This window comes from Lysobacterales bacterium (assembly GCA_014946745.1).
GTDB lineage: Bacteria > Pseudomonadota > Gammaproteobacteria > Xanthomonadales > Xanthomonadaceae > Aquimonas.
This window is the reverse complement of the sequence record JADCRD010000003.1, coordinates 800,378-826,330: the sequence shown is the minus strand read 5'-3', so window position 1 is coordinate 826,330 and position 25,953 is coordinate 800,378. Positions and strand designations below refer to the sequence as shown.

At 67.8% G+C, this 25,953-nt stretch carries 18 protein-coding genes; 9 read left to right on the top strand and 9 right to left on the bottom strand.

Going from position 1 to position 25,953, the window contains the following annotated elements:
• The first annotated feature begins 69 nt into the window (after positions 1–69).
• A complete protein-coding gene (locus tag H4O13_19180) occupies positions 70–516 on the top strand; it encodes a DUF192 domain-containing protein (protein ID MBE5317522.1) in 447 nt (148 codons plus the stop codon).
• A 41-nt stretch (positions 517–557) separates the two neighbouring features.
• Here H4O13_19180 and H4O13_19175 read toward each other — a convergent pair whose 3' ends face one another.
• Positions 558–755, bottom strand: a complete 198-nt coding sequence (locus H4O13_19175; protein ID MBE5317521.1) for a rubredoxin — start codon at positions 753–755, stop codon at positions 558–560.
• Between the two features lie 76 nt (positions 756–831).
• Here H4O13_19175 and H4O13_19170 point away from each other — a divergent pair, with 76 nt between their 5' ends.
• Complete coding sequence (locus H4O13_19170; protein MBE5317520.1) at positions 832–1,491, top strand: thiamine phosphate synthase; 660 nt, start codon at positions 832–834, stop codon at positions 1,489–1,491.
• On the top strand, positions 1,460–2,752 hold the full coding sequence (gene hemL, locus H4O13_19165; GenBank protein ID MBE5317519.1) for a glutamate-1-semialdehyde 2,1-aminomutase: 1,293 nt from the start codon (positions 1,460–1,462) through the stop codon (positions 2,750–2,752). Before H4O13_19170 ends, hemL begins: the two co-directional genes overlap by 32 nt.
• 47 nt (positions 2,753–2,799) lie before the next feature.
• Here hemL and H4O13_19160 read toward each other — a convergent pair whose 3' ends face one another.
• Positions 2,800–4,026, bottom strand: a complete 1,227-nt coding sequence (locus H4O13_19160) for an acetylornithine/succinylornithine family transaminase (GenBank protein ID MBE5317518.1) — start codon at positions 4,024–4,026, stop codon at positions 2,800–2,802.
• Between the two features lie 126 nt (positions 4,027–4,152).
• Between H4O13_19160 and H4O13_19155 the strand changes: the two genes are divergently transcribed.
• Positions 4,153–5,277, top strand: coding sequence for an aminotransferase class I/II-fold pyridoxal phosphate-dependent enzyme (locus tag H4O13_19155; protein MBE5317517.1), 1,125 nt, complete (start codon positions 4,153–4,155; stop codon positions 5,275–5,277).
• An 8-nt stretch (positions 5,278–5,285) separates the two neighbouring features.
• Here H4O13_19155 and ppc read toward each other — a convergent pair whose 3' ends face one another.
• Positions 5,286–8,039, bottom strand: coding sequence for a phosphoenolpyruvate carboxylase (gene ppc / locus H4O13_19150; GenBank protein MBE5317516.1), 2,754 nt, complete (start codon positions 8,037–8,039; stop codon positions 5,286–5,288).
• 130 nt (positions 8,040–8,169) lie between these two features.
• A complete protein-coding gene (locus H4O13_19145) occupies positions 8,170–10,929 on the bottom strand; it encodes an EAL domain-containing protein (GenBank protein ID MBE5317515.1) in 2,760 nt (919 codons plus the stop codon).
• Positions 10,930–11,973: 1,044 nt separating this feature from the next.
• On the opposite strand from H4O13_19145, the gene H4O13_19140 reads away from it, so the two are divergent.
• A complete protein-coding gene (locus tag H4O13_19140) occupies positions 11,974–12,600 on the top strand; it encodes a hypothetical protein (GenBank protein ID MBE5317514.1) in 627 nt (208 codons plus the stop codon).
• 99 nt (positions 12,601–12,699) lie between these two features.
• Here H4O13_19140 and H4O13_19135 read toward each other — a convergent pair whose 3' ends face one another.
• Positions 12,700–14,460, bottom strand: coding sequence for a phosphoenolpyruvate carboxykinase (GTP) (locus tag H4O13_19135; GenBank protein ID MBE5317513.1), 1,761 nt, complete (start codon positions 14,458–14,460; stop codon positions 12,700–12,702).
• Positions 14,461–14,918: 458 nt separating this feature from the next.
• A complete protein-coding gene (locus H4O13_19130) occupies positions 14,919–15,503 on the bottom strand; it encodes a TetR/AcrR family transcriptional regulator (GenBank protein ID MBE5317512.1) in 585 nt (194 codons plus the stop codon).
• 278 nt (positions 15,504–15,781) lie between these two features.
• On the opposite strand from H4O13_19130, the gene H4O13_19125 reads away from it, so the two are divergent.
• Positions 15,782–18,253, top strand: a complete 2,472-nt coding sequence (locus tag H4O13_19125) for an acyl-CoA dehydrogenase (GenBank protein MBE5317511.1) — start codon at positions 15,782–15,784, stop codon at positions 18,251–18,253.
• 182 nt (positions 18,254–18,435) lie between these two features.
• Positions 18,436–19,020: a hypothetical protein gene (locus tag H4O13_19120; protein ID MBE5317510.1), complete on the top strand. Its 585-nt coding sequence runs from the start codon at positions 18,436–18,438 to the stop codon at positions 19,018–19,020.
• Positions 19,021–19,199: 179 nt separating this feature from the next.
• On the opposite strand, the gene H4O13_19115 is transcribed toward H4O13_19120, so the two are convergent.
• Both H4O13_19115 and rsgA read right to left on the bottom strand, forming a co-directional pair.
• Positions 19,200–20,675, bottom strand: a complete 1,476-nt coding sequence (locus tag H4O13_19115; protein MBE5317509.1) for an anthranilate synthase component I — start codon at positions 20,673–20,675, stop codon at positions 19,200–19,202.
• Positions 20,676–21,133: 458 nt separating this feature from the next.
• Positions 21,134–22,183 (bottom strand): ribosome small subunit-dependent GTPase A, encoded by a 1,050-nt coding sequence (rsgA, locus tag H4O13_19110; GenBank protein ID MBE5317508.1) that lies wholly within the window; start codon positions 22,181–22,183, stop codon positions 21,134–21,136.
• Positions 22,184–22,717: 534 nt separating this feature from the next.
• Here rsgA and H4O13_19105 point away from each other — a divergent pair.
• A complete protein-coding gene (locus tag H4O13_19105) occupies positions 22,718–23,167 on the top strand; it encodes a DUF4345 domain-containing protein (GenBank protein ID MBE5317507.1) in 450 nt (149 codons plus the stop codon).
• Positions 23,168–23,263: 96 nt separating this feature from the next.
• Positions 23,264–24,295, top strand: coding sequence for an aldo/keto reductase (locus tag H4O13_19100; protein MBE5317506.1), 1,032 nt, complete (start codon positions 23,264–23,266; stop codon positions 24,293–24,295).
• 408 nt (positions 24,296–24,703) lie between these two features.
• Here H4O13_19100 and H4O13_19095 read toward each other — a convergent pair whose 3' ends face one another.
• Positions 24,704–25,390: a YdcF family protein gene (locus tag H4O13_19095; GenBank protein ID MBE5317505.1), complete on the bottom strand. Its 687-nt coding sequence runs from the start codon at positions 25,388–25,390 to the stop codon at positions 24,704–24,706.
• Positions 25,391–25,953 lie beyond the last annotated feature (563 nt).

The following is a 25,953-nucleotide window of genomic DNA, read 5'->3' as shown; positions in this document are numbered from 1 at the left end:
AAGCGAACAAGTTCGCGGCAGCTTTCTTGGTTAAGGTTCCGCCCGTGCCACCCACCGTTCGGAGATTTCATGCGCCTCCTACTCGTGCTCAGCCTCACTCTGCTCGTCACCGCCTGCCAAGCGCGCCCCGATACGTGGGTGGAGATCAAGGGTCAGCGCTTCTATGTGGAGGTCGTACAGACGGAAGCAGCGAGGCAGCAGGGGCTGATGCATCGCACCGAGCTGCCTTCAGACCAAGGGATGCTGTTCCTTTTCGACCGGACCCAGCCGCTGGCCTTCTGGATGAAGAACACGCTGATCCCGCTGGACATCTTCTACTTCGATGACCAACGTCGGCTCGTGTCCGTAGCCCGCAACGTGCCTCCTTGCAAAAGCGCCATCTGCCCCAGCTACCCAAGCGCGGGACCAAGCCTGTACACCTTAGAGCTGAATGCAGGAAGCGCAGACGCGCTTGGCGTCCGCCGCGGCGATGAACTGGCGTTCGGGCCAGGCATCCCCGAACGAGGTCAGCCCTGAAGGTCGAGGCTAGGGTGGGGCGAGGGCCGCGGGGGCATGGCTCAGGCCTTGATCTCAACCATTTCAAAGTCCGACTTAGTGACGCCACAGTCTGGACAGAGCCAGGTCTCCGGTACGTTCTCCCAAGCGGTGCCTGGCGCGATGCCTTCATCGGGCAAGCCGGCAGCCTCGCTATAGATGAAGCCGCACACCACGCACATCCAATGTCGGGTTCCGTGGGCTGCCGCTGCAGTGCTCATGTGTTGTCCTCGGTGGGTATAGGTGTCCGCTGGTATTCTTCCATGCCCGCTGGACCCAGCCCAAGCTTGCCTGCCGATGTCTTCGCCTCTGCGCGGCGTGTATCTGATCACCCCGGACCTGGGCGACACCTCCCTGCTGCTTGAGCGCACCCGCTTGGCGCTTTCGGCAGGGGTTGTTCTTCTGCAGTACCGCAACAAGGTCGCCGCGATGCAGCTGCGTGCCTATCAGGCTTTGGCCTTGGCGGAGCTGTGCGCCGAGTTCAAGGTTGCGTTGATTGTCAACGACGATCCGGAGCTTGCCATGCGGGTAGGGGCCACCGGCGTGCATCTAGGTGGCGACGATGCAGGTGTGAAGCTGGCGCGCGAGCGCATGGGTCCGGCTGCCCTCGTCGGGGCGTCCTGCTATGCAAGCATCGAGAGGGCCACACAAGCGCGAGCCGATGGCGCCAGCTACATAGCGTTCGGGGCCTTTGCCGCATCAAGCACAAAGCCGCTGGCGAAGCGCGCCGAGGTAACGCTGCTCCGAGATGCGCGCCCACTGGGTTTGCCCATCGTCGCCATCGGGGGAGTCACACCCGAGCTGGCCCCGAGCCTTGTCGCTGCCGGCGCGGATTTGCTCGCCGTCATCACCTCCGTTTACGAAGCCGCCGATCCCGCCGCTGCAGTACGCGCGCTTCGTCTAGCCTTTCCCGAGTTTCAAGGAGATGTCGATGCACACCAATCACGCGTTGTTTGAGCGCGCCCAGCAGCTGATGCCCGGCGGCGTGAACTCGCCCGTGCGCGCGTTCCGCTCAGTTGGCGGCGAACCCTTCTTCGCCACGCGTGCCGAAGGCCCCTACCTGTGGGACGTCGAAGGCCAGCGCTACATCGACTACATCGGCAGTTGGGGACCGATGATCGCTGGCCACGCCCATCCAAAGGTGCTGGAGGCGGTCACGCGCACCGCATCGAACGGCCTCAGCTTCGGCGTGCCGAACCCGCTTGAGGTCACAATGGCCGAGACCGTCGCGCGCCTCGTGCCCTCGATGGAGATGAGCCGCATGGTGAACTCCGGCACCGAGGCCACGATGTCGGCGATCCGTTTGGCCCGCGGTTACACGGGCCGCTCGCGGGTGGTGAAGTTCGAGGGGTGTTACCACGGCCACGGCGATGCCTTCCTGGTGAAAGCAGGCTCCGGAATGCTGACCTTCGGCGTGCCGACCTCGCCGGGTGTGCCCAGCGGCCTCGCTGACCTTACCCTCACCCTGGCATACAACGACTTCGAGGGTGCTACGGCACTGTTCGAGCAGCACGGCAGCGAGATTGCCTGCCTGATCATCGAGCCGATCGCCGGCAACATGAACTGCATCCTCCCAAAGCCCGACTACCTGCAGCACCTGCGCGATCTGTGCAGCCGGCATGGCGCGCTTCTGATCTTCGATGAGGTGATGACCGGCTTTCGCGTTGCCCTGGGTGGCGCACAGGCCCTGTACGGGGTGACGCCGGATCTGAGCACCTTCGGCAAGATCATCGGCGGCGGCATGCCGGTCGGCGCGTATGGCGGACGCCGCGAGGTCATGTCGCAGATCGCGCCGTCGGGTCCGATCTACCAGGCTGGCACGCTGTCAGGCAATCCGGTCGCCATGGCCGCCGGCCTAGCCACGCTGGAGCTGATCCAGGCGCCGGGCTTCTACCAAGACCTGATGCGCAAGACGGATCTCCTCTGCGATGGGCTGGAAGACGCCGCTCGCGAGGCCGGCGTGGCGGTCACCACCAACCGCGTGCCTGGCATGTTCGGTCTCTTCTTTACCGACCAGAAGGTGGAAAGCTTCGCCCAAGCCACCGCCTGCGATATCCCAGCGTTCAACCGCTTCTTCCACGGCCTGCTGAAGCGCGGGGTGTACTTCGCTCCGTCCGCCTACGAGGCGGGCTTTATCTCGGCGGCGCATAGCGACGCCGATATCGAGGCCACGATTGCAGCAGCGCGCGAGGCCTTAAGGGAAGCAAAAGTTGCCTGAGGTTTCACCCTGGGCGACGCAAGAGCGTCGCTCCAGGCGACTGCGACTCAGCCAAACACCGCCCGCAGCGCGCGCTCCAGCCGGCGCAGGCCTTCGGCCAACTCATCTTCGCGGATGTTCAGCGCCGGCACGAAGCGCAGCACGCCTACGCCTGCCGAGAGCACGAGCAGGCCCTCGACGGCGGCCGCATCCAGCACTTCGGCGGCGCGTGATGCGTGTTGCTTGATCAGCACCCCGCCCTGCATCAGCCCGCGGCCACGCACACCACTGAACACAGCGAGCCGGCGGTTGATGTCGTGCAGGCCGGCAACCAGCTGCGCGCCGCGGGCCTCAACGTTCGCGAGCAACTCCGGCGATTTGAGCTTGGCCAGCGCCGCCCGCGCTACGGCTGCCGCCAGCGGATTGCCGCCGAAGGTCGTGCCGTGGCTGCCGAAACCGAGACTCTCGGCGGCGCGCTTGCCGACCAGCAAAGCGCCGACCGGGAATCCGCCGCCCAGTGCCTTGGCCAAGCTCACGGTGTCAGGCTCCACCCCCTCGCCATGACAGGCGAACAGGCGGCCTGTGCGGCCCATGCCGCACTGGATCTCGTCCAGCATCAGCAGCGCGCCAGTCTCGTCGCAGCGACGACGCAGGTGCGCAAGAAAGCCCGGCGCGGCCGGCATCACCCCGCCCTCGCCCTGGATGGGCTCGACCAGCACGGCGCAGACATCGGCATCGAAGGCTGCGTCGAACGCAGCGACGTCGTTGAAGTCGACATAGCGGAAGCCGCCCGGCAAAGGCTCGAAGCCCTCTTGATACTTGGGCTGGGCGGTCGCGGTGATGGTCGCGAGCGTGCGGCCGTGAAAGCTGCCGCGGAACGTGATGACTACCCTCTGCGCGGGCGCCTTGCCCTGGGCTGCAGCGTGCTTGCGGGCGAGCTTGATTGCGGCTTCGTTGGCTTCGGCGCCCGAGTTGCACAGGAACACACGCTCGGCAAAGCCGGAAGACTCGACGAGTTCCTCGGCCAGACGCACGGGCGGCTCGCTGTAGAAGATGTTGCTGGTGTGCCAGAGCTTGGCGCTCTGCTCGATCAGCGCCGCCCGCAGGTCCGGATCGGCATGGCCCAGCGCGTTGACGGCGATACCCCCGGCGAGATCGATGTAGTCGCGACCCGCGCTGTCCCAGACCCGCGAGCCTTCGCCGCGCTCCAGGATCAGCTCGCGGGGGCGGTAAATTGGCAGGTAGCGACGGCGTGCGGTGGCGAGCAGTTCGTCGGCGGGTGCATGGCTGGACATCGAGCGGGACTCTGGGGCTTGCGGGTCGCGCAGTATCGCAAAGCTGCGATCGACTGACCTTTGACCATTGCCGGGTTGTGCGGGCACGCACAGACTGCGTGCGCCCCACCGTCACAGGACCCGGCCATGCGCCTTGAAACCCGCGCCGTGCACATCGGCGCCGAGCCCGATCGCGAGACCGGCGCGCTGGCCGCGCCGCTCAACCTCTCCACCACGTTCCTGCATGCGCCTGATGGCACCCAGGATCACGGCTACCTCTACCAGCGCGACAACAACCCCACCCAGGTTCGGCTGGAGCAGGCCGCCGCTGCGCTGGACGGAGCCTCCCGCGCGCTGCTGCTGTCGACCGGCATGGCTGCGGCCAGCTGTCTGCTGCAGGCGTTGCCGGCGGGCGGGAACGTGGTGTTCCAGCGCGATCTTTACCACGGTGTGCGCGAGCTGGCCGAGCACTGGCTGCCGCGCTGGGGCCTGTCGTCGCGCTTCGTTGATGCTCGCGACCTCGCTGCGTTGCGCGCGGCGGTCGATGGTGAAACGCGTGCGCTGTGGATCGAAACGCCCTCGAACCCGCTGATGCAGGTGGTCGACATCGCCGCCTGCGCGGAGATCGCGCACGCCCACTCCGCACTGGTGATTGTCGACAGCACGTTCGCCACGCCGATCCTGCAGCAGCCGATCGCGCTGGGCGCCGACGTGGTGATGCATTCGGCCACCAAGTACATGGGCGGGCATTCGGACGTGATGGGCGGCCTGCTCTGCTTCGCCCGCGACGATGCGCTGGCCGCGCGCTGCTACGAGGTGCGCAAGCTGCTCGGCGGCAGCGCCAGCCCGTTCAACGCTTGGCTGATCCTGCGCGGGCTGCGCTCGCTGCCAGCGCGCATGGCCATGCACTGCGCGAACGCCGAGAAGGTTGCCGCTGCGCTGGCCGCGCATCCGGCGGTGTCGGTGGTGCATTACCCGGGTCTTGCCTCACACGCCGGCCATGCGCTGGCGGCTCGGCAGATGAAGCACCCCGGCGGCATGCTGAGCTTCGAGCTGGCCGCCGGCCGCGCGGCGGCGCTCAGTGTGGCCGGCAGCACACGCCTGTTCCACTGCGCCACGTCGTTGGGCGGCTGCGAATCGCTGATCGAACACCGCGCCTCGGTGGAAGGCGCGCACCCGGTCTCGCCGCAGGGTCTGCTGCGGGTCTCGGTGGGACTCGAACACGCCGACGACCTGATCGAAGACCTGCAGCAGGCGCTGCACGGGCTGTAGCGCCGCAATCAACCGGTGTTCTGTACGCCGGCCGCGATGCCGTTCACGGTGGCCACGAGCGCATGGAACAGCGCGTCCTCGGGTCGGCCGGCTGCGCGCCAGCGCCGCAGCAGGTCGACCTGCAGCAGGCTGATCGGATCCACGTAGGGATTGCGCAGGCGGATCGACAGGCGCAGGCGGCGGTCACCCAGCAGCAGTGCCTGCGCGCTCTTGAGATCGAGCACCGCACGTCGCGTGCGCTCGAACTCGGCTTCGATCCGCGGGAATAGCGCGACGTGCAGCTCGGCGGTGGCCAGCTGCGAGTAGCGCGCGAAGATATCGAGCTCGGTCTTGGCGAGCACCATTTCGACATCGTCGACCAAGGTGGCGAAGAAGGGCCAGTCGCGCGCCATCTCGGCCATGGCCTCAACGCCCTTGGCCTCGATCGCGGCGGCCAGACCGCTGCCCACGCCATACCACGCAGTGAGGTTGCAGCGGTTCTGCGACCACGCAAACACCCAGGGGATCGCGCGCAGCGATTCGACGCCGGCCTGGCCGCCGGCCGCGCGCTTGGCCGGGCGTGAGCCCAGCTTCAAACGTTCGATCACGTCGATCGGCGTCGCTTCACGGAAGTAGGGCACAAAGGCCGGGTCTTCATGCACGAAGGCACGGTAGACGCGCCGCGACTCGCTGGCGATCAGGGCCATGGACTCTCGCCAAGCGGGCTCGCGCGGCTCGGGCGGACGCGGCCGCGCGGTTGCGCGCAGCACGGCGCCAGCCGTCTGCTCAAGATTGCGCAGGGCCAGGGCGCGAATGCCGTACTTGCGGTGGATGACCTCGCCCTGCTCGGTGAGGCGCAGATAGCCGTCAACGCTGCCGCGCGGGGCGGCGATCACTGCGCGCTCGGTCTTGCCACCGCCGCGGCTGGCTGAACCGCCACGACCGTGGAAGAACAGGATCCTTACGCCGCGCTCGGCGCCGAGCGCACACAGCGCGATCTGCGCGCGCTGGATGGCCCAGCGCGATGCCGCGAGCCCAGCGTCCTTCGCGCTGTCGGAGTATCCCAGCATCACCACCTGACGCTCGCCGCGCGCGGCGACGTGGGCGCGATAGACCGGATTATCGAACAGGGCGGCGACGACCTCAGGCGCCGCCGCCAGGTCGTCCACGGTTTCGAACAGCGGTGCGACATCGAGCGGCACCCGGCCAAGGGCATCGGCATGCCCGCCCATACGCGCCAGCGCCAGCACGGCCAGCGCATCGGCGGCGCTGCGGCTCATGCTGACGATGTAGGGGCCAAAGGCCTCGGCGCCGTAGCGTGGGCGCAGCTCGGCGAGCTTGGCGAAGACGTCCAGCACCCGCTGCGTGGAGGCCTCGGCCGAGCTGCGCTTGGCGAGCTCGCCGCCGAGCAGATCGCCCAGCCGCGCGGCGCGATCGTCGGCTGGGCGCTGCGGCCATTCGGAGTCCTTCAACAGGTCGGCCAGCGCAGCGTCGTGGACGCGGGAGTCCTGGCGCTGGTCGAGCGTGGCGAGGTGAAAGCCGAAGGCCTCGACCCGGCGCAGCAGACGGCGCAAAGCGAAGAAGCCGGCATGCTCTCCGCGCTGGCTCTTGAGCGAATGGGCGATCAGGTTGAGATCGTCAAGCAGTCCGGCCGGGCCGCGGTAGCCCTCCGCCGCACCCGACTCGGTCGCCTCAAGTCGCAGGATCATCAGGTTCAGCAGCTGTCGATACGGCATGTCGTCATGCCGCGAGCGCAGCCGTAGTGCTGCTTCGCCCAGCCGCGCGCGGTAGTCATCGATGCGCTTCAGCACGCGCGGGTCGACGCCGACGCGCCCGATCGATTGGGTCAACAGGCCCGCAAGATGGCCCAGATCGCCACGGTAGTTCGAGAGGATCAGGCTGCGCTGTGCGGCCAGGCTGGCCTCCACGGTGTCGGCACCGACGAACGGATTGCCGTCCATGTCGCCGCCGACCCAGGAGCCAAAGCGAAGGATCGGCGGCAGTGCCGGCAGCGTGCGCTGATAGACGGTTTCCACCGCATCGGCCAGCAGCTCGTGGAACACCGGCAGGATCAGATACAGCACGTGACCGAGGTAGTAGCTGACGTGCTCCAGCTCGTCAGCCACGGTCGGCTTCTCGATCGCGTTCTCGGCGGTCTGCCAGCCGCTGGTCAAGGCCATGCGGATGCGCGCCAGATCCAGTCTCCGCTCACCCGGCGTGCGCGCGCGGTCGAGGTCGTCCATCAGCGCGCGCACGACTTCGGCTTCCTTTTCCAGCAAGGCCCGGCGCACGGCTTCGGTGGGGTGGGCCGTGAACACCGGCTCGATGTGCAGTCGCCGGATCAGCGCAACCAGTTCGTCGAATTCGACGCCCGCCGCCTTGAGTTCGGTGACCACCGCCAGCAGCCCACCCGGCTGCGGCGCCGCGGTTGCCTGCTTCTGGTAGTCGCGCCGACGGCGGATGCGATGGATGCGCTCGGCCAGGTTGACCACGCCGAAATAGGTCGCAAACGAGCGCACCAGACCCTCGGCCTCATCGAGCGGCAGTCCGTCCACCGCGGCGGCCAGCTCCTCAAGCCCCTGGCCCTGCTCGCGGCGCTGGATGGCCAGGCGTCGCAGCGCCTCGACCCGCTCGAAGAAGGCCTCGCCTTCCTGATCGGCGATCACTTCGCCGACCAGTGCGCCGAGCCGCTTGACGTCCTCGCGCAGCGGCTGGTCGCTTGCCGGCAGATCCACTTCGCGCAGGGTTTCGGGTTCGGCGGCCAGGCTGGCAGGACGTGACATTGCGACTCCGCTCTTTGTGTGCAGTGCAGCAGCGCACGCTAGCGCAGGCCGCGACGGAAGTGAACGCAGGCCCTGCAGCGGCCCGAGATGGCCTAATGAAGAGCGCGTCTGCGCCGAGTATCCATGCCGATCAGGAGCCGACGTGTACGCCCGGTTCCGCAGGCACCCGTACGGGCGGACCGTCCCCGCGTGCGGACGAAGCGGGCGCCAGCAGACAGACAGGCTGCGGCAGGCCCAGCAGGAAGCCCTGACCATAGCGGCAGCCAAGCTCACGGACCCGCGCCAACTGCGCCTCGGACTCGATGCCCTCGGCCACCACTTCCATGCCCAGCGAGGAGCCAAGCGCGCAAATGGCGCGTAGCACCGCAAGCGCATTTCCGGGTTCGGCCTCGTCTGCGGCCTCGACGAAGCTGCGATCGATCTTCAGGACCTGCAGCGGGAACTGGTGCAGGTAGCTCAGCGAGGAGTAGCCGGTGCCAAAGTCGTCCAGCGCAAGCGATACACCCAGGGTGCGCAGTTCTCGGAACAGCTCGCGCGCCAGCTCGGGCTGCTCGAACAGGCTGCGCTCGGTAACCTCGATGCGCAGGCGCTGCGGCGGCAGCTCATAGCGCGCCAGCAGCCGAGCCAGCTCTGGCACAAACTGCGCCGAACGCAGGTGGCGCGCGCCAACGTTGATGCTGACGTAACCGCCATCAGCGACCAGCTGCCAGGCCTGGGCGAAGACCAGTTCGTAGATCTGCCAGTCGATGGCCTCCAGCAGGCCCGATTCTTCAGCCTGACCCAGGAAATCGGACGGCGCGAGCAGACCACGCTGCGGATGACGCCAGCGCAGCAGCGCCTCATAGCCGGCAATGGTGCCGCTTTCCAGGTCGAGTATCGGTTGGAACACCGGCTCGAACTCGCTGCGTACCAGCGCGCGCCGCAGATTGCCCTCCAGCTCCAGCTGCAGCAGGGCCTCGCGGCGCAGCGCTTCGTCGAACAGCTCGAAGCGACGCCGACCGTTGGCTTTGGCGCGATACAGCGCGACGTCGGCATCGCGCAGCAGTTCGGCGGCGGTCCGGTAGTGCGGCTGGGCCAGGGCGATGCCGATGCTGACCGAGCTGTAAAGCTCCTTGCCGCCCGCTCGGATGGGCATTTCCATGGATTCGATGATGCGCCCGGCGGCTTCGCTGGCCTGCGCCTCAGCCTCGACGCCTTCGATCAGGATGGCGAACTCATCGCCGCCCAAGCGGGCGATGGTGCCGCGACGTCCGACACTGGCAGCAATGCGTGCACCGGCTTCCTTGAGCAACTCGTCGCCGACCAGATGCCCCACCGAGTCGTTGACCACCTTGAAGCGGTCCAGATCGAGGAACAGCACGGCGAAGCAGTCGCTGCGGTTGGCCGCGTAGCGCTGCAGGGCCTCTTCGAGACGCGACATGAGATAGCTGCGGTTGGGCAGCCCGGTCAGCGCATCATGGAGAGCCGCGTGCTTCAGCTGCCACTCGATGCGCTCGCGCTCGGTGATCTGCTGGCGCAGATCGCGGTTGGCTTCGAACAGCGCCTCGGTTCGCTGCTCGACGCGACGCTCGAGCTCGGCGTAGGCCTGTCGCAGGGAGTCGGTGGCGCGCTTGCGATCCAGGGCGTTGGCGACGTGGTAGGCGACAAACGTCAGCAGCTCCTGATCGCGCGGCTGGTAGCCGCGGGCATCGTCATAGCTTTGCACCGCCAGCACGCCCACCGTAGCGCTGGCGCATATGAGGGGCACACCGAGCCAGATCTGCGCCTGCGCGCCCAGTGACTCGACCTCGCCGCCAATCGCCAGCGCGTCCATCCCGGGCCGGTCGATCAGAATTGGCCGTCCGGTGCGCAGGACGTATTCGGTCATCCCGCGCGCCATGCGCCGCGTCGGCCGCTTGCGATCGTGCTGATCCACCGAGTAAGGAAAGTGGATCTCGCCGCGCTCGGAGTCGTGCAGGGCGATATAGAAGTTCTCGGCGAACAGCAGTTCGCTGATCACGCGATGCACGGCGCCGAAGAAGTCCTCCAAGCTGCCACCCGAGGAACCCAGCTCGGCGATGCGAAAGAGCGCGGCCTGCAGTCGATCGGCACGCTGACGCTCTTCGATTTCGGCGCGCAGAGCCTCGTTGGCATGTCGCAATTCGTCCGTGCGCTGCGCCACCCGCTTTTCCAGCTCGTCATGGACCAGCTTGCGCTCAAGCGCCGTGGCAATGTGCTGGGCAACATAAGTGAGCAATGCGCGCTCCCGACCGCTGTAGCGGTGCTCGGGGTCGTAGCTCTGCACCACAACCACGCCGAACACGTCGCCCCCGCGCATCAACGGCACGCCGAGCCAATCCAGAGACAGCGGCCCAAAGCCGGTGGGGCGCTCGGGCAGGCCCACCTCGCGGAGCAGCTCCGCAGGCGCCCCCATCAGCGGACGCCCCTGCCGAAACACCTGATCGGTGAGGGAGCCGCGATACTCGATGCGCGGAATCGGCGCACCGATCGGCGGCCCCTCTCGATCGACGCTGTCGCGAAAGTACGGGAAGGTGAGCGTGTCGCGCTCCGGTTCGACCAGCGCGATATAGAAGTTCTCGGCGTACATCAGGCTGGCCAGAATCCCGTGAACGCCAGCGATGAGCTCGCCGGTATCGCCCTCACCGCTGGCCAGGTCCGCGATCGAGAACAGCGCGCGCTGCAAACGCTCCGCCTCCGCGAGGCGGGCGAGCGCGGTCTGAAGGCGGTCGACTTCGAGTGCGGCGGGGAGTCCGGCACGCAGTACCCGCTCAAGAGCCTCCAGTTCCGCGGGCTCCGGCGCCATCCCCTCACACCAGCTCAGCTCAAGCTGCATCGGGACAGCGTGCATCCCGGCCAGCGTCCAGCGCAGGCTGCCTCCGGGGTCAGGCACCGGGCCATCAGGCCGGGCAAACCCGGGCAAACGCGCCTCGGCGCGGAGGTCGGAATCGCCCTCGCAGCACAGATCCAGACGGAGCCCAGAGCGCCCTCGCAACACGGTCTCAAGGGCCCGCAGAAGCACTGCGCCAAGGCCCACGCTCTGCGGAGGCACCATGGAGCTCGCGCCGGGAAGCATGCCCGCCTCCGGATCGATCTCTTCTGCGCCGTTCCAGGAAGCCATAGGCCTGTGTGCTGTGCCTTGAGGTGCGTGCGTGGTTTCGCGATTCCGCCGCTTTGCTTTCGCGGAATCGCGCTTCGGAGCAGCTCTGCTCGCCGGCGATTATGCTGGCTTTTGCTGACCACGCCAGCGCTTGAAGTGCTGCTGCCCGCCCGTGCGACCCGCGCCTGCCGAAGGTCCCAGCCACACCAGACAGGCCTTGCCGAGCCGCCCTGAACGCTGCGAGCCGGGGCGCGGTGAGAACTACCCAAGTGTTGCAAAGCAGCGCGCTCGACGCCCGGACGGAGCCGGCGGGCCGGGCAGGCGCCGCCCGGGTCATTCTGGTTTGGATCTGCCACCAGGGCTGCCAGCCGACAACCCGAAGTCTGGGTACAGTTCTCGCCGAGTTAGCGTCGCGTTAAACTGGCGCAGCCTCGGAACCTCAGTGCACCCTCCGAAATCACTACCACCCGCGTTCTTGAGTTCCCCTCCACGTATATTCTGAGCGCCTCGCCGCCTCAACTTGACGCCGTGAATCGACTCCGCCCACTTCTTGCGCTCGCACTGGCCCTCGGGTCATCGTCCGCGTGTGCGGCGCCCGCGGAGTTCACCGACGATGCGCTGTTGCGGGGCGTCGAGCCGTCCAAGGATCAAGCCTCACTTCTCGATCGCTTGTTGGGCGTTGCCAATGCGCTGGGTAGTCGCAACGGTCAGCGTCCCGTAAGGAGCCAGACCGAGCAGAGTGGGCTCTCGGGTCTAGGCCTGTCGCCCAGCCAACCGGGTCTCGCCATCCTCTGCGAACGCGGCGGCGCAGGCGCAATCGGTCTGAGTGAGCAGTGCATGCTGGCTCGTCTCGAAGTGGACGCGGCGACACTGCCGGGGTATGGCAGCGGCGTCGGTCTGTCGGGCGCCTGGTTCATTGAGCGCGCAGGCATTGACGTCAACTACGGGCTTGCATGGCTGAGCGTGCAGCAGCCCCAGCGCCTCGCGTCTGCGCCCAGCCGCTGGTCAAGCCTGCCCGGCCTGTCCGAGGTCACGCCTCTGCATCTCGCGCTGCCCGTCTCCAGTGATGCCCAGCTGCTGAGTCTCGGCGCGAGTTTCGACGTGGGCCAGACGGCCTGGCTGCGTGTCGATGGCCAGAACCTGCGCAGTCAGGGGCGAACTGTGGACCTTTGGGGCATCCCGGTGCCGGTGTTCGAAAGCGATGCGCTCAGCGTGTCCGCGGGCACAGGCGCCCTGAGCAGCAGCCTGACGGCGCGCTCGCTCGAGCTGCGCGGCTTGCCCGGCGTCCTCAACAGCCTCGACCTGGGCATCACGTGGCGCACGCCCTGGCGCGGAGAGTTGACCGTTGGCACCACCCAGTACTGGACTCGCGGTGACACCAGCCGCTGGCCGCTGCGCGAACTCCCCCCGGCCGAAGAAACCGGTGGCCGCGTGCCCTACGTGCGCTATCAGCAGGATCTGTAGCGCACGAGCTGCTGGCGCCAAGAACGCACGGCGGGAACGTTCCAGCAACTCCGAATGACGCTCCGCCGATGCTTCGCGCACGGGCGGAGCGCTACCCCCTCAGGCGGCCCTGCGACCCGCCAGCAAGGCGCGACGACGGCGAAGTTCGTCCACCAGAGCCAAAGGCGCGCGCTGCCCGAGTTCGAGCATGAAACGCTCGACTTCTTCAAGCTCACGCTGCCAGGCGTCCGCCTCGATGCTCAAGAGCGCATCCAGATCTTGCGCCGCAAGGTCCAAGCCTTCCGTCCGCAGGCTGGTCATTGAGGGCAGACGGCCCACCGGGGTTTCGACTGCTTCGCCTCTCGATTCGCAGCGCGCGATGATCCATTCGAGCACGCGCATGTTCTCGCCAAAGCCCGGCCACAGGAACTTGCCGTCCGCGCCCTTGCGGAACCAGTTGACGTGGAAAACCTTGGGCAACTGAGCGCCCGCGCGGTCGAAGCTCAGCCAGTGACTGAAGTAGTCGGCGAAGTTGTAGCCGCAGAAGGGCTTCATCGCCATCGGATCGCGGCGCACGATGCCGACCGCGCCAGTGGCGGCTGCCGTGGTTTCCGACGCCATCGAAGCCCCCATCAGCACCCCGTGGGTCCAGTCCTCAGCCTCCATGACGAGCGGCACCAGGCTGGCGCGGCGGCCGCCGAAGATGATCGCCGAGATCGGCACGCCTGCCGGATTCTCCGCCTCGGAGCTGTAGCTCGGGCACTGCTTGGCGCTGACGGTGAAGCGCGAGTTCGGGTGGGCCGCGGGGCCGTTCGCGGGGTCGAAATCGCGACCCTGCCAATCCTTGGCCGGCGCGCCGGGCAAGCCTTCCCACCAGGGCTGGTTGTCAGCGGTGGCACCGGTGTTGGTGAAGATCGCATCGCGACCCAGCATGGCCAGCGCGTTCGGGTTGGTGGCCTCGCTGGTCCCCGGCGCGACGCCAAAGAAGCCGGCTTCGGGGTTGATCGCATACAGGCGACCGTCGGCGCCCGGCTGCATCCAGGCGATGTCATCGCCGATGGTGAAGATCTTCCAGCCTTCGCGGCGATAGCCCTCCGGCGGGATCAGCATGGCCAGGTTGGTCTTGCCGCAGGCGCTGGGAAAGGCAGCGGCCACGTAATGGGTGTCGCCCTTGGGCGTCTGTACGCCAAGGACCAGCATGTGCTCGGCCATCCAGCCTTCGCTGCGAGCCTGATGGCTGGCGATACGCAGGGCATGGCACTTCTTGCCCAGCAGGGCGTTGCCGCCATAGCCGGAACCGTAGGACTGGATCTCCAGATCCTCCGGGAAATGCATGATGAAGCGGCGCTCGGGATCGAGTTCACCGGTCGAGTGCAGGCCCTTGACATAGCGGCCCTCACGCTCGATCCGGCGCTGCGCGTCGGCGCCCATCCGGGTCATCAGACCCATGTTGACGACCACATAGGCGCTGTCGGTGATCTCAACGCCGCAGCGTGCAAGCGGAGAGTCGATCGGGCCCATGCAGTAGGGCACGACATACAGGGTGCGGCCCTGCATGCAGCCCTCGAACAGAGCCTGCATCCTGGCGCGGGCCTCGTCCGGTGCCATCCAGTGGTTGTTGGCGCCGGCTTCGTCGCGCTCGCGCGTGCAGACAAAGGTCAGGTGTTCGACGCGAGCGACGTCCGAGGGGCTCGACCGGTGCAGGTAGCAGTTCGGGTGGGTGTCCGGGTTGAGCGCGTGCAAATCACCGGATTCAAGCATGAGTGCGGTCAGGCGCTCGCGTTCGGCTTCACTGCCGTCGCACCAGTGGATGGCATCGGGACGCGTAAGTCGGGCAACTTGCTCAACCCATTGGTTGAGCGCTGCGAGCGTGCTGGACATGCAAGGGCTCCATTGCCGGCCGCCGGGTCACCGTCGCGGTGACCGCCGGGCAGCGGCCGTTTCGGGCAGCAGACCTTAGCCAGACCAGTTCGGGCAAACAAGTCCAATGCCAGTCCACTGGGCCTTCAGGAGCGACAGGGAAACCGGTGACATCGCTGCCAGCACAAGGCGTCGCTGTTCAGAAGAAAACCCAAGCTGCGCTTGGTGCAGTCGGAACATTTCTGCGGGGATCGCGGCCAAGCTGCGCCGATTCATTCAGCGGCTGAGCAAACGCACCGCTGCGGCAACCGTGTCCAAACCCCTCCTGATGTGATCCGCGCTCGCCAGTCCAGCGCCTCTCCGGACTCGCTTCCGCGGGAACAGGTGTTCACGTGCTCGCTCCGCGGGCGCGCACGCCGTGGCGCGTTCCAGCGCTGAAATCTTCACCCATGCCTTGCGCCGTGCCCCGAATCGGCGACTCAACCCGGGATCAGGGTCGACATGACGTGGGCCAGATACTCGTCGAACTCTTCGTGCCGCATACGCGGCTGGCCAAGCTGAAGGGAAAGCTGCAGGAAGCCGACGTAAGCCGCATAGGTCAAGCGCGCGCGATGCTGGGCCTCGATCCGCGGCAGGCCGACCTGGCGGTAGGCCAGGGTGAGCCAATCCATGCGTCGGGCGGACACCCGCTGCATGACCGGCTGCACGACCGCGTGGTCCATCGCTTTCAAAAGTTCGGAGTAGATGGAGTGCGAAGCGGTCTGGGTGCCGACCAGACGAAACAGCTGCTCCAGTCGGCTGCGCGGATCCTCGATGCCTTCGAGCTGAGCGAAGACCTCTTCCAGCTCGCGCTGCTCCCAGCGCTCGAGCGCGGCCCGCAGCAAGGCTTCGCGCGAGGGGAAATGCCAGTAAAAGCTGCCCTTGGTGACGCCCAGTCGACGCGCCAGCGGTTCCACCGCCACGGCGGCCACGCCCTGCTCGGCGATCAGGTCCAGGGCACCCTGGGCCCAGTCATTGGCGGACAGCCGCGGCGCCTTGTCGGCTTTCTTGGTGGGGGCGTTCATCTAGGGGAGTGTAGCGGGCGGCCCGAACCTTGCAAATCCACGCTGTCCCTGGACATGCCCCATTTTCCGCACGGGAATCAAAGCGCTGCAGCATTTCACACAACCCATACGTCAGCGTATTGATTCCTGCGCCCCGGCCCAACATACTCGCGGGTACGGTTTCGCCCCGCGCGCGCCGACGCTCTGGCATGGGTGCCAGGACTCGAACGCGCCCGGATAGTGTGCAGACACCGCTGTTCGCTCTTCCCTCCCGCACCGGATCGCAACGGAGCCCCGCCATGAGCATCCTGCTGCCCTTCCTCGCCCTGTTGGTCGCCGGCCTCGCCGCGGCCTACTTCCGAACCAACCTCAAGACCTGGGCCGCGGTGAGCGTTGCCGCGCTGGTGTTTGCCGTGCTGCTGCAGGCAAGCCTCATCGCCACGTTCGTCGCCGGCCTGTTGTTTGCCGCTGTCGCCGCGCCCCTGCTGCACACCCCCACCCGACGCCACAAGATCACCGCACCGCTGCTGAAGATCTACACCAGGATGCTGCCGCAGCTCTCGGACACCGAGAAAACCGCGCTTGAGGCCGGCACCGTGGGCTGGGAAGGCGAGCTGTTCTCGGGCCTGCCCAAGTGGAAGCAGCTCCTGGCCCAGCCCAAGCCGGAACTCACGGCCGAGGAGCAGGCCTTCATCAACGGCCCTTGCGAAGAGGTGTGCCGGATGACCAACGACTGGGAGGTCAGCCACGAGCGCGCCGACCTGCCGCCGCAGGTCTGGGAGTATCTGAAGAAGCACAAGTTTTTCGGGATGATCATCCCGCGCGAGTACGGCGGCTTGGGCTTCTCGGCGCTGGCCCACTCGCGCGTGCTGCAGAAGCTCAACTCGGCCTCGGCCACGCTGGGTTCGACGGTCGCGGTGCCGAACTCGCTGGGCCCGGCCGAACTGCTGCTGCACTACGGCACCGACGAGCAGAAGAACCACTACCTGCCGCGCCTGGCTGACGGTCGCGAGATTCCCTGTTTCGCGCTGACCGGCCCGTCGGCAGGCTCCGACGCGACCTCCCTGCCCGACTACGGCATCGTCTGCGAGGGCGAATGGGAAGGCGTCAAGGTGGTCGGCGTGCGCCTCACCTTCGACAAGCGCTACATCACCCTGGCCCCGGTCGCGAGCGTGGTCGGCCTGGCCTTCCGCCTGCACGATCCGGATGGCCTGCTGGGCGATCAGAAGGACCGCGGTATCACCTTGGCGCTGATTCCGCGCAGCACACCCGGCCTTGAAATCGGACGCCGCCACTTCCCGCTCAATGTGCCCTTCCAGAACGGGCCAGTGCGGGGCCGCGACGTGTTCCTGCCGCTGTCGGCGCTGATCGGTGGCGAGAAGATGATCGGCGAAGGCTGGCGCATGCTGGTCGAGTGCCTGTCAGTGGGCCGCGCGATCTCCCTGCCCTCGGCCGGCACCGCTGGCGTCAAGATGAGCGCGCTGGTCACCGGCGCTTACGCGCGCATCCGCAAGCAGTTCGGGCTGCCGATCGGCCGCTTCGAAGGCGTCGAAGAAGCACTCGCGCGCATCGCCGGCCATGCCTATGCGATCAGCGCGCTGTCCGAATCGACCGCGGCCGCGGTCGATCGCGGCGAGAAGCCCTCGGTGCCCTCGGCCATCGCCAAATACCACGCCACCGAGACCTATCGCGAAGTGGTCAAGGACGCCATGGACGTGCATGGCGGCAAGGGCATCATCCTCGGCCCGCGCAACTACCTGGGCCGCGCCTGGCAGGGCTCGCCGATCTCGATCACGGTCGAGGGCGCCAACATCCTGACCCGCAGCATGATGATCTTCGGCCAGGGCGCGATCCGCTGCCATCCCTGGGTGTTGAAGGAGATGCAGGCCGCCCAGCACCCCGACCCGACGACGCGTCTGAAGGACTTCGACCGCACCCTGTTCGGCCACATCGGCTTTGCGATCTCCAATGCCGCACGCAGCCTGATTCTCGGCCTGACCGGCTCGCGCATCGGCATCGTCCCAGGCGACGCCTACACCCGCCGCTTCTATCGCCGCATGAACCGCTACTCGGCCAATTTGGCGCTGGTGGCCGACACCTCGATGCTCACCCTGGGCGGCAAGCTGAAGTTCAAGGAAAGCCTGTCGGCGCGCCTGGGTGACGTGCTCAGCCTGCTCTACATCGGCTCGGCCATTCTCAAGCGCTACGAGGATCGCGACCGCCCCGCCGGCGACCAGCCGCTGCTGGCCTGGGCGATGTTCGACATCAACCACCGCATCGAGCTGGCCCTGTCGGCGGCCTTGCGCAACTTCCCGATCCGACCGGTCGGCTGGGCGCTGTGGCTGCTGGTGTTCCCGTGGGGCCGCCGCGCGCAGGCGCCTTCCGATCGTCTCGGCCATCGCGCCGCTGCCCTGCTGATGACGCCCTCCGACACGCGCGACCGCCTCTGCGAAGGCGTGTTCACCACGCCCTGCGAGAACAATCCGGCGGGCCGCGTCAACGCTGCCTTGCCGCGCGTGATCGCCGCCGAGCCGGTCGAGCGCAAGCTGGTCAAGGCGATCAAGGCCGGCGAGATCACGTCGCTGGACGCCGACGAACAGCTCAACGAGGCGCGTCTCAAGGGTGTGCTGAGTGCGGAAGAGGCCAATCTGCTGCGCGAAGTGCGCGTGCTGATCGAGGACGTGATTGGCGTCGACGACTTCGACCCGGCCGATCTGGAGTCGGCGGCACTGGCGCGGCGCCGCGGCAAGGGTCTGGACCAGGCCGCCTGAGTCCAGCCTGCAGTCCGCGGCACTCCACAGCCCCCGCCACGCGCGGGGGCTGTGCTTTTCGAACCTCGGCAAGCCCCCAGCGCCCGCTGCGGCGTGAACAAACATCAAGCCGACGCCTGCTTATCAGGGGCTTAACGCGAGCGGTGGTCTCCTAGCGGCTCGTCATGCGCAAGGAGCGCCCCATGGCTCGCACACCGCGACTGGTTTCCCTGCTGCGTTCGGTGCTGGAAGACGGCATCCGCGGCCCGCAGCCGGACCTCGCCTGGCTCGCGCGCGAACTCGGCGCCGTCGTGCATCTCGGCTCCGACGGCCGCTACGAACAGCAGATCAACGGCCTGCGCGGTCGCGCCAAGCGCGGGTTCACGCGTTTGCTGATCCTCGATTCCAAGCGCCCGGCCTACAGCGCGACCCTGCTGATCTGGCCGCCTGGCCACGTGACCCCGGTCAATTCGATGAGCGGCGACTACGGCATGGAGCTGGTGCTGCAGGGCTCGCTGGAGGTGCAGGAGTACGCGATCGGCGCGGATGGTGAACCCCCGAGCCAGCGCAAAATCACGTGGCTGGGCGAGAGCGACGCGCTGTGGTTCGAGCGCAGCGAAAGCCTTGCCCACCGCTGCCGCAACCTGAGCAGCCAGCACTGGGCGATCACCCTGCACCTGCACGGTGGCGCACTGCCCCGCTACCGGCTGTTCGAGCGCGGCGAAGGCGAGAAGCGCTGGCGCGTGCGGCCGCGGATCGCCCGGGTGCACGGCCAGGTGATGGTGTAGGCGCGCCTGCGGCGCGCTGGGATTCGGGATTCGGAATTGGGGATTGGGGATTCGCAAGAGCGCGCTTCGGTGAGCGCCGAGGCGAATTCTCGTCAGCAAGGCTGGCGCAGGCGCGGCCATTGGAGAGCAACGGAATTCTGGCTTCAGCGACCCATGCGCTGTAGCTGCCGCAGGCTCCGCTACAGCCCTCCCGCCGCCCGCGCCACGGCGCGGAACAGCGCCCTCCCCTTGTTGAGGGTTTCTTCCCACTCCTTCTCAGGATCGGAGTCGAACACGATGCCGGCGCCGGCTTGCACGTGCAGGCGACCGTCCTGGATCACCGCGGTGCGGATCGCGATCGCGGTATCGGCATCGCCGTGCCAACCGAGGTAGCCGACCGCGCCGGAGTAGATGTTGCGCTTGACCGGCTCCAGCTCCTGGATGACTTCGAGTGCGCGGATCTTGGGTGCGCCGCTGACCGTGCCGGCCGGAAAAGTGGCGCGCAGCACGTCGCCGAAATCCAGGCCCTCGGCCAAATCGCCCTCGACCTGGCTGACGATGTGCATTACGTGCGAATAGCGCTCGATGATGAACTGGTCGGGCACGCTGACGCTGCCCGTTCTGGAGACGCGGCCGACATCATTGCGACCCAGGTCGATCAGCATCAGATGCTCGGCGCGCTCCTTGGGGTCGGCCAGCAGGTCCGCCTCGAGCGCCGCATCCTCGTCGGGCGTGGCGCCGCGCGGGCGGGTGCCGGCGATCGGGCGCAGGGTGATGCGGCCCTGCTCCAGGCGCACCAGGATCTCCGGCGAGGAGCCGACGATCTGGGTGGCGCCCAGATCGAGGAAATACATGTAGGGCGAGGGGTTCAGCGCGCGCAGCGCGCGATAGACATCGACCGGACGCGCGCGGAACGGGATCGACATGCGCTGCGAGAGCACCACTTGGAAGATGTCGCCGGCGCGGATGTAATCCTTGCAGCGATCCACTGCCGCTAGGAAGCCTTCCTTGGTGAAGCCGCTGACGAAATCGGCCTCGGACACGGCCGAGGGATCCAGCACCTCGGGATAGCTCGGCGCCCCCATGCGCAGACGATGGGTGAGCGCATCCAGCCGGCGCAGGCCGCGCGCATAGGCCTGCGGCTCGGCGGTGTCGACGTGCACGACCAGGTAAAGCTTGCCGTGGAGGTTGTCGAACACCGCGACCTCTTCGCTCAACATCAGCAGCGCGTCCGGCGTGCCCAGCATGTCGGGCCGGTCCGAGGCCGCGAAGCGCGGCTCGATCCAGGCGATGGTCTCGAAGCCGAAGTAGCCGACCAGGCCGCCGGTGAAGGCGGGCAGCCCCGCCAGCCTTGGCACCTTGAACGAGGCGCGCAGGGCTTCGATCTCGGCCAGCGGATCGGCCAGCTCGCGGGTCTCCACCACTGCGCCGCAGTCCTCGACGCTGAGCGTGCTGCCGCGCAGGCTGAACACGCGCCGCGCGGGCAGGCCGATGATCGAGTAGCGCGCCCAGTTCTCGCCGCCCTGCACCGACTCGAACAGGTAGGCGTAGGGCCCGTCGGCCAGCTTCAGGTAGACCGACAGGGGCGTGTCGAGGTCGGACAGCAGCTCGCGCACCAGCGGGATGCGGTTGTAGCCCTGGGCGGCGAGCGAATCGAATTCGGCGGCGGTGATCACGGGAAGTGTCGCGTGGCAGCAAAGGGGGCGGAGTATGCCAGCGGCTTGTCGCACTCGCGGTGCAGTGGGGGTCGGCAAGGCGGGATTCGACTAGCAACGCCCTGATTCGTCGCAGCTTCCCGCACACCGGGAACGGCGCGCGCGCGGATCGAGCAGGCATGCGCCTGATCCAGCACGCTGGATCCAGAACGCTGGATCCAGCACGCGCGAATCCCGGCCGGCGCCGGATTCGCGCCGCCTGACCAGGGCCAGGGTGGCGTCGATCAGACCTTCCCTCCAAGCCCGCGCGGCTAACCGCTGGCTCGCCGCTCGGCATATCGAGTCGGCCAGAGTGGTGACAGCAACTGTCGTACCGGAGCGGCATGAGGATGAGCGATCACCAAGAAACCCCTGCCCGGCTTGGGCCACGGCTCCCGCGCACGCCAGCCCACCCCAGATCAGGCTGAGGCGATGTGCACTCAGCGCCGCCGCGGGCCGCGCGGCCCCTGGCGCTCGCGCTGCTTCAGCACCTGCCGCGCCTGTTCCAGCTCGCCCTGCAGCTTGCGGTAGTTGGTGAGCGCGCCCGGATCGATCTCCTCGGCCTCCAGCGCGGCCTGCACCGCGCAGCCGGGTTCGCGCTCGTGCTGGCAGTCGCGGAATCGGCACTCGGCGGCCAGCGCTTCGATACGGTCGAAGCCGCTGCGGTCCAGCGTCTCCTCGCCGGTCAGCTTCAGCTCGCGCATGCCGGGGGTGTCGATCAGACAGCCGCCGGAAGGCAGACGCAGCAGGGCGCGGTGGGTGGTGGTGTGGCGGCCGCGACTGTCGTTGGCGCGCACGGCATTGGTCTTCTGCCGCTCAATGCCCAGCAGGGCGTTGGTGAGCGTGGACTTGCCGGCGCCGCTGGAACCCACCAGCACGGCGGTGATGCCCGGCCCCAGCAGCGGATGCAGCACACGCACCGAGTCGAGCGAGCGGGCGTTGAGGGCGATCAGGCGCGCACCGGCTTCTTCCAGCGGCTGCAGCACGTCCATCGCCATCTCGACGTCCTCGTCGTCGAGCTGATCCGCCTTGGTCAGCACGAACACCGCTTCCGCGCCCGAGCCGCGCACCAGTACGAGGTAGCGCTCCAGCCGGCGCGGGTTGAAATCGCCGTCGAGCCCGCAGACCACCAGCACGCGATCGATATTGGCGGCGATCAGCTGCTGCTTGTAGTGCTCGCCGGCCGCCGCCCGCTTCAGCACGCCGAAGCGCGGCAGCCAGTCGAGGATGAGGTCCTCGTCCTGCTTCAGCCGCACCCAGTCACCAACCGCCGCGCGCTGTTCGGGGGCGAAGCCCTTGCGCGTCCATGGCGCCGGGGCCTGCGCAGGGAACTCGCGCTCGCCGTCGTCGACCACGTAGCCCGAACGGTGCTGCTCGATGACCCGGGCCAGTCGGCCCTCGGTCGCTTCGGCGTAGGCGGACGCCGCCGGCGCGTCCTCGCGCCAGCCCATGCCGCGCAGACGCGCCAGGTGTTCGGGGGTGATATGCATGGGGCGGATTGTACGCAGGGCTTGAAGGCCGGGATTCGGGATTCGCCAGCGCAGCGTGAGGCGGCGCGCTCGTGCGGCCTAGCAGGCTGTTGGAAAACAGCCTGCTAGGCCGGCCAGGGATGGCCGGGACGACGAAGCAAGCGCGCAAGCGATGGATGTGTCGTGAGGCGGTACGGACCTGCGCCGGACCGCCGACATGAAAAACTCCCCGGAAGGGAGTTTTTCAACACGCTGCTGGTGCGCGCATCACTCACCCAAGGCCTGGGCGTTGGGCGCGAGGGGCTGGGACCGCCCCTGTCACAAGGGTGGGAAGCGAAGGAGCGCGCGGTACTCACCCCGCTCGCCCAGCTCCTCTCACATCCGGGCAGAGGGGAGCTCCGCAGCAACCGGCAGCTGCCCGCCGCGAGGCACCGAGAATCGATGCGAGCGCATGGGTGCGCTCCCCCAAGGCGCAGCTCGCAGCGACGGGTTCCCCTCACCCCGGATTGATCCGTACTGCCCCATCCTGCGGCCTCATTCAGCGGGGGATGCTCCATGGGATTCGCGCGCATCGTGCTCTGGCTGTCGGGCCTCGGCTTCATCGCTTTCGGTGCAGCCTTCATGCTCGATCCGCTGGGCACGCTCGCGAGCACCGGCATCGTCTTGAGTGGCGACCTTGCGGCCGCAGAGCTGCGCGCGTTCTATGGTGGCTTCGAGCTCGGCGTGGGCGCGCTGATCCTGGCCTCGGACCTCGCTGCCCGTCACCGACCCTACGGCCTGATGCTGGCCTTGGGCGCCTACGGCGGAATCGCCATCGGCCGCACGATCGGCATGCTCGTCGGCAGCGTGGGCACCCCCTTCCTGTGGTTCGCGCTCGGCGTGGAAGTGCTGCTGGCTGCGCTGGCCCTGGTCGCCTTGCTGCGACTGAACCGCACCCAGCGAGTCTCAGGGCCGCGCACCGGTGGCTCGCCTCAGGGCGGGCTGCGCGGGCTGCGTGCGGAGTGAGGGATCCGTCCTGTGCCCTGAATGCGCCAGCGTTGCCGCCCGCCTAACGGGTGGCGTGGCAGCCTTGCCTGCTCTTCACTCTAGGAGTCTCGCCGCATGGAATTCCGTCGTCTCGGCCATTCCGGCCTGAAAGTGCCTGTTCTGAGTCTCGGCACCGGTACCTTCGGTGGCGTTGGCGAGTTCTTCGGCCGCTGGGGCGCCACCGATGTCGACGATGCCCGGCGCATGCTCGACCTCTGCTTCGAGCACGGGCTCAACTTCTTCGACACCGCCGATATCTATTCGGCCGGCGCCTCGGAGGAAATTCTGGGGGAGGCGCTGAAGGGCCGCCGCCATCAGGCCCTGATCGCCACCAAGGCCACCTTCACCACCGGCACCTCGCCGAACGACAAGGGCAGCTCGCGGCATCACCTGATTCGCGCCTGCGAGGCCAGCCTGAAGCGCCTGCAGACCGACCATATCGATCTCTACTTCATGCACGGCTTCGATGCGCTGACGCCGGTGGAAGAGACGTTGCGCGCACTCGACGACCTGACCCGCGCCGGCAAGATCCGCTACATCGGCTGCAGCAATTTCTCCGGCTGGCAGGTGATGAAGGCGCTGGCGACGTCCGAACGCTACGGCCTCAATCGCTACGTCTGCTACCAGGGCTACTACTCGCTGATCGGTCGCGACTACGAGTGGGAGCTGATGCCGCTGTCGATCGACCAGGGCCTCGGCACCATGGTCTGGAGCCCGCTGGGCTGGGGCCGGCTGACCGGCAAGATCCGCCGGGGTGTCACGCCCAGCGAAGGCCGCATCGCCGCCGGTGGCGATGTCGGCGGGCCGCCGGTCGAGGATGAGTTCCTGTACCGCGTGGTCGATGCGTTGGATGCGGTCGCCGAGGAAACCGGCAAGACCGTCGCCCAGGTCGCGCTCAACTGGCTGCTGCAGCGGCCCGGCGTGGTGAACCTGGTGATCGGCGCGCGCAACGAAACGCAGCTGCGCCAGAACCTCGGCGCGGTCGGTTGGGCGCTCACGCCCGAACAGGTCGCCAGGCTCGATGCCGCCAGCCAGCGCACGCCGATTTATCCGTACTGGCACCAGCGCGGCTTCGACGAGCGCAATCCCAAGCCGACCAAGTGGTGAGGGGCGGGGATTCGGGATTCGGGATTCGGGGTTCGGGATTCGGGATTCGGGATTCGGGATTCGAAGCGTAGGCTCGGCAAGTCTGCCGGCGCGCATTCAAGGTCTGCGTTGACCCTCGCGCGCGCGACGTTTGGCCTCGCTGCGCTCGGCACCAACCTGCGCGTCGCTGCGTGTCAGCAGGCAAGGATGAATCTGCCACGCGCAGCAGGACCGACGTGGCGCGAGCCTGGGGTCCCAGCGAGGGTCGATTCCCAGCGCACTCCGTAGTTTGGGCCAAGCGCAGCGCGGCCCAACGAGAGCGCCATATGAGGCGCAGGCGCGGATCGATGTCGCTCAATCGCTGGAAGCCCGCCCCCTCCCCCACGAGGGGGGAGGGAAGCAAGATTCGTTGCGCAGGCCTCGCGATGATCAACTCACCTTCGCCAGCATCCGCTTGCTGCGCAGCAGGCGCGCCCAGGCGCGGCCGGATTCGACCCAGACCATGTAGGCCGCCTCCAGCAGCAGGCGACCGCGTTCACTCCAGCTCGGCGCCCAGCGCTCTTCCGCCGCACACAGGCGGTGTTCGATGCCCAGCCAGTGCGCGAACAGGCTGCAGCGGGCAAGGTGGTAGCGGCTGGACAGCAGCAGCACTTCGCCTTCGCCCTGCTGCAGCAGCGAGCGCGCGTGCCGCAGGTTCTCCAGGGTGTCGCGCGACTGGTCTTCGAGGGTGATGCGTGCTGACTCATTCAGCCCGGCCGCACGCAGCTCACGCGCGGCAACTTCGGCCTCGGTCGGATGGGGTCCGCCGCCCAACAGCAGCAGTTCGAGCTGTGGATGGCGGCCGGCCAGGCTCAGCGCACGCTGGATGCGCTGCTGGAAGTCGCTGTCGGGCTCGCCGTCCTCGCAGCGTTTCCCGAACAGCAGCAGACGCGCCGGCCGCTGCGGATCGAGATCCGGCCAGGCCGGCGCACGGCGTGCGAGATTCCAGACCCGGATCGCGTAGTAGACGTAGAGCAGGCCGCCGGTCGCGACCAACAACAGCAGCGCGACCACCAGGCCCTGCAGGGCATCGGTATCGCGCAGGAGACGCAGGCGGTGGGCTTGGCGGGAGGACACTGGAGAGCCGGGATTAGGGGTGAGGCGACGCGTTTGCGCGGCATGCCGCGCGTGTCGCCGAACGCCCGCGCGCTATGCGCGAGGGCCGGGGGCGGAGCCAGGCGACGCGTTTGCGCGGCATGCCGCGCGTGTCGCCGAACGCCCGCGCGCTATGCGCGAGGGCCGGGGGCGGAGCCAGGCGACACGTTTGCGCGGCATGCCGAGCGTGTCACCGAACGCCCGAGCGCTATGCGCGAGGGCCGGGGGCGGAGCCAGGCGACGCGTTTGCGCGGCATGCCGCGCGTGTCGCCGAACGCCCGAGCGCCATGCGCGAGGGCCGGGAGGGGATTCGTGAAAGCGCGCGAGCGTCTTGGCACGGCGAGCACTCAGCCGCGCATTGTCCTTGTTCACAGCGCGTCGCGCGAGCGCACGGCGACGTTCCAGCACGGCACGCCGTGGCCTTGGCGCCGAGGGTCTTCGGCAGGCTGTTTCCGCTGTGCGGGGCAAGCTCCGGGATCGCTGGGCCAAGGCACTCTTCCTGAGCGAACGTGAAGACCGTCGGCCAGCCCCTACTGTCGCGCAGC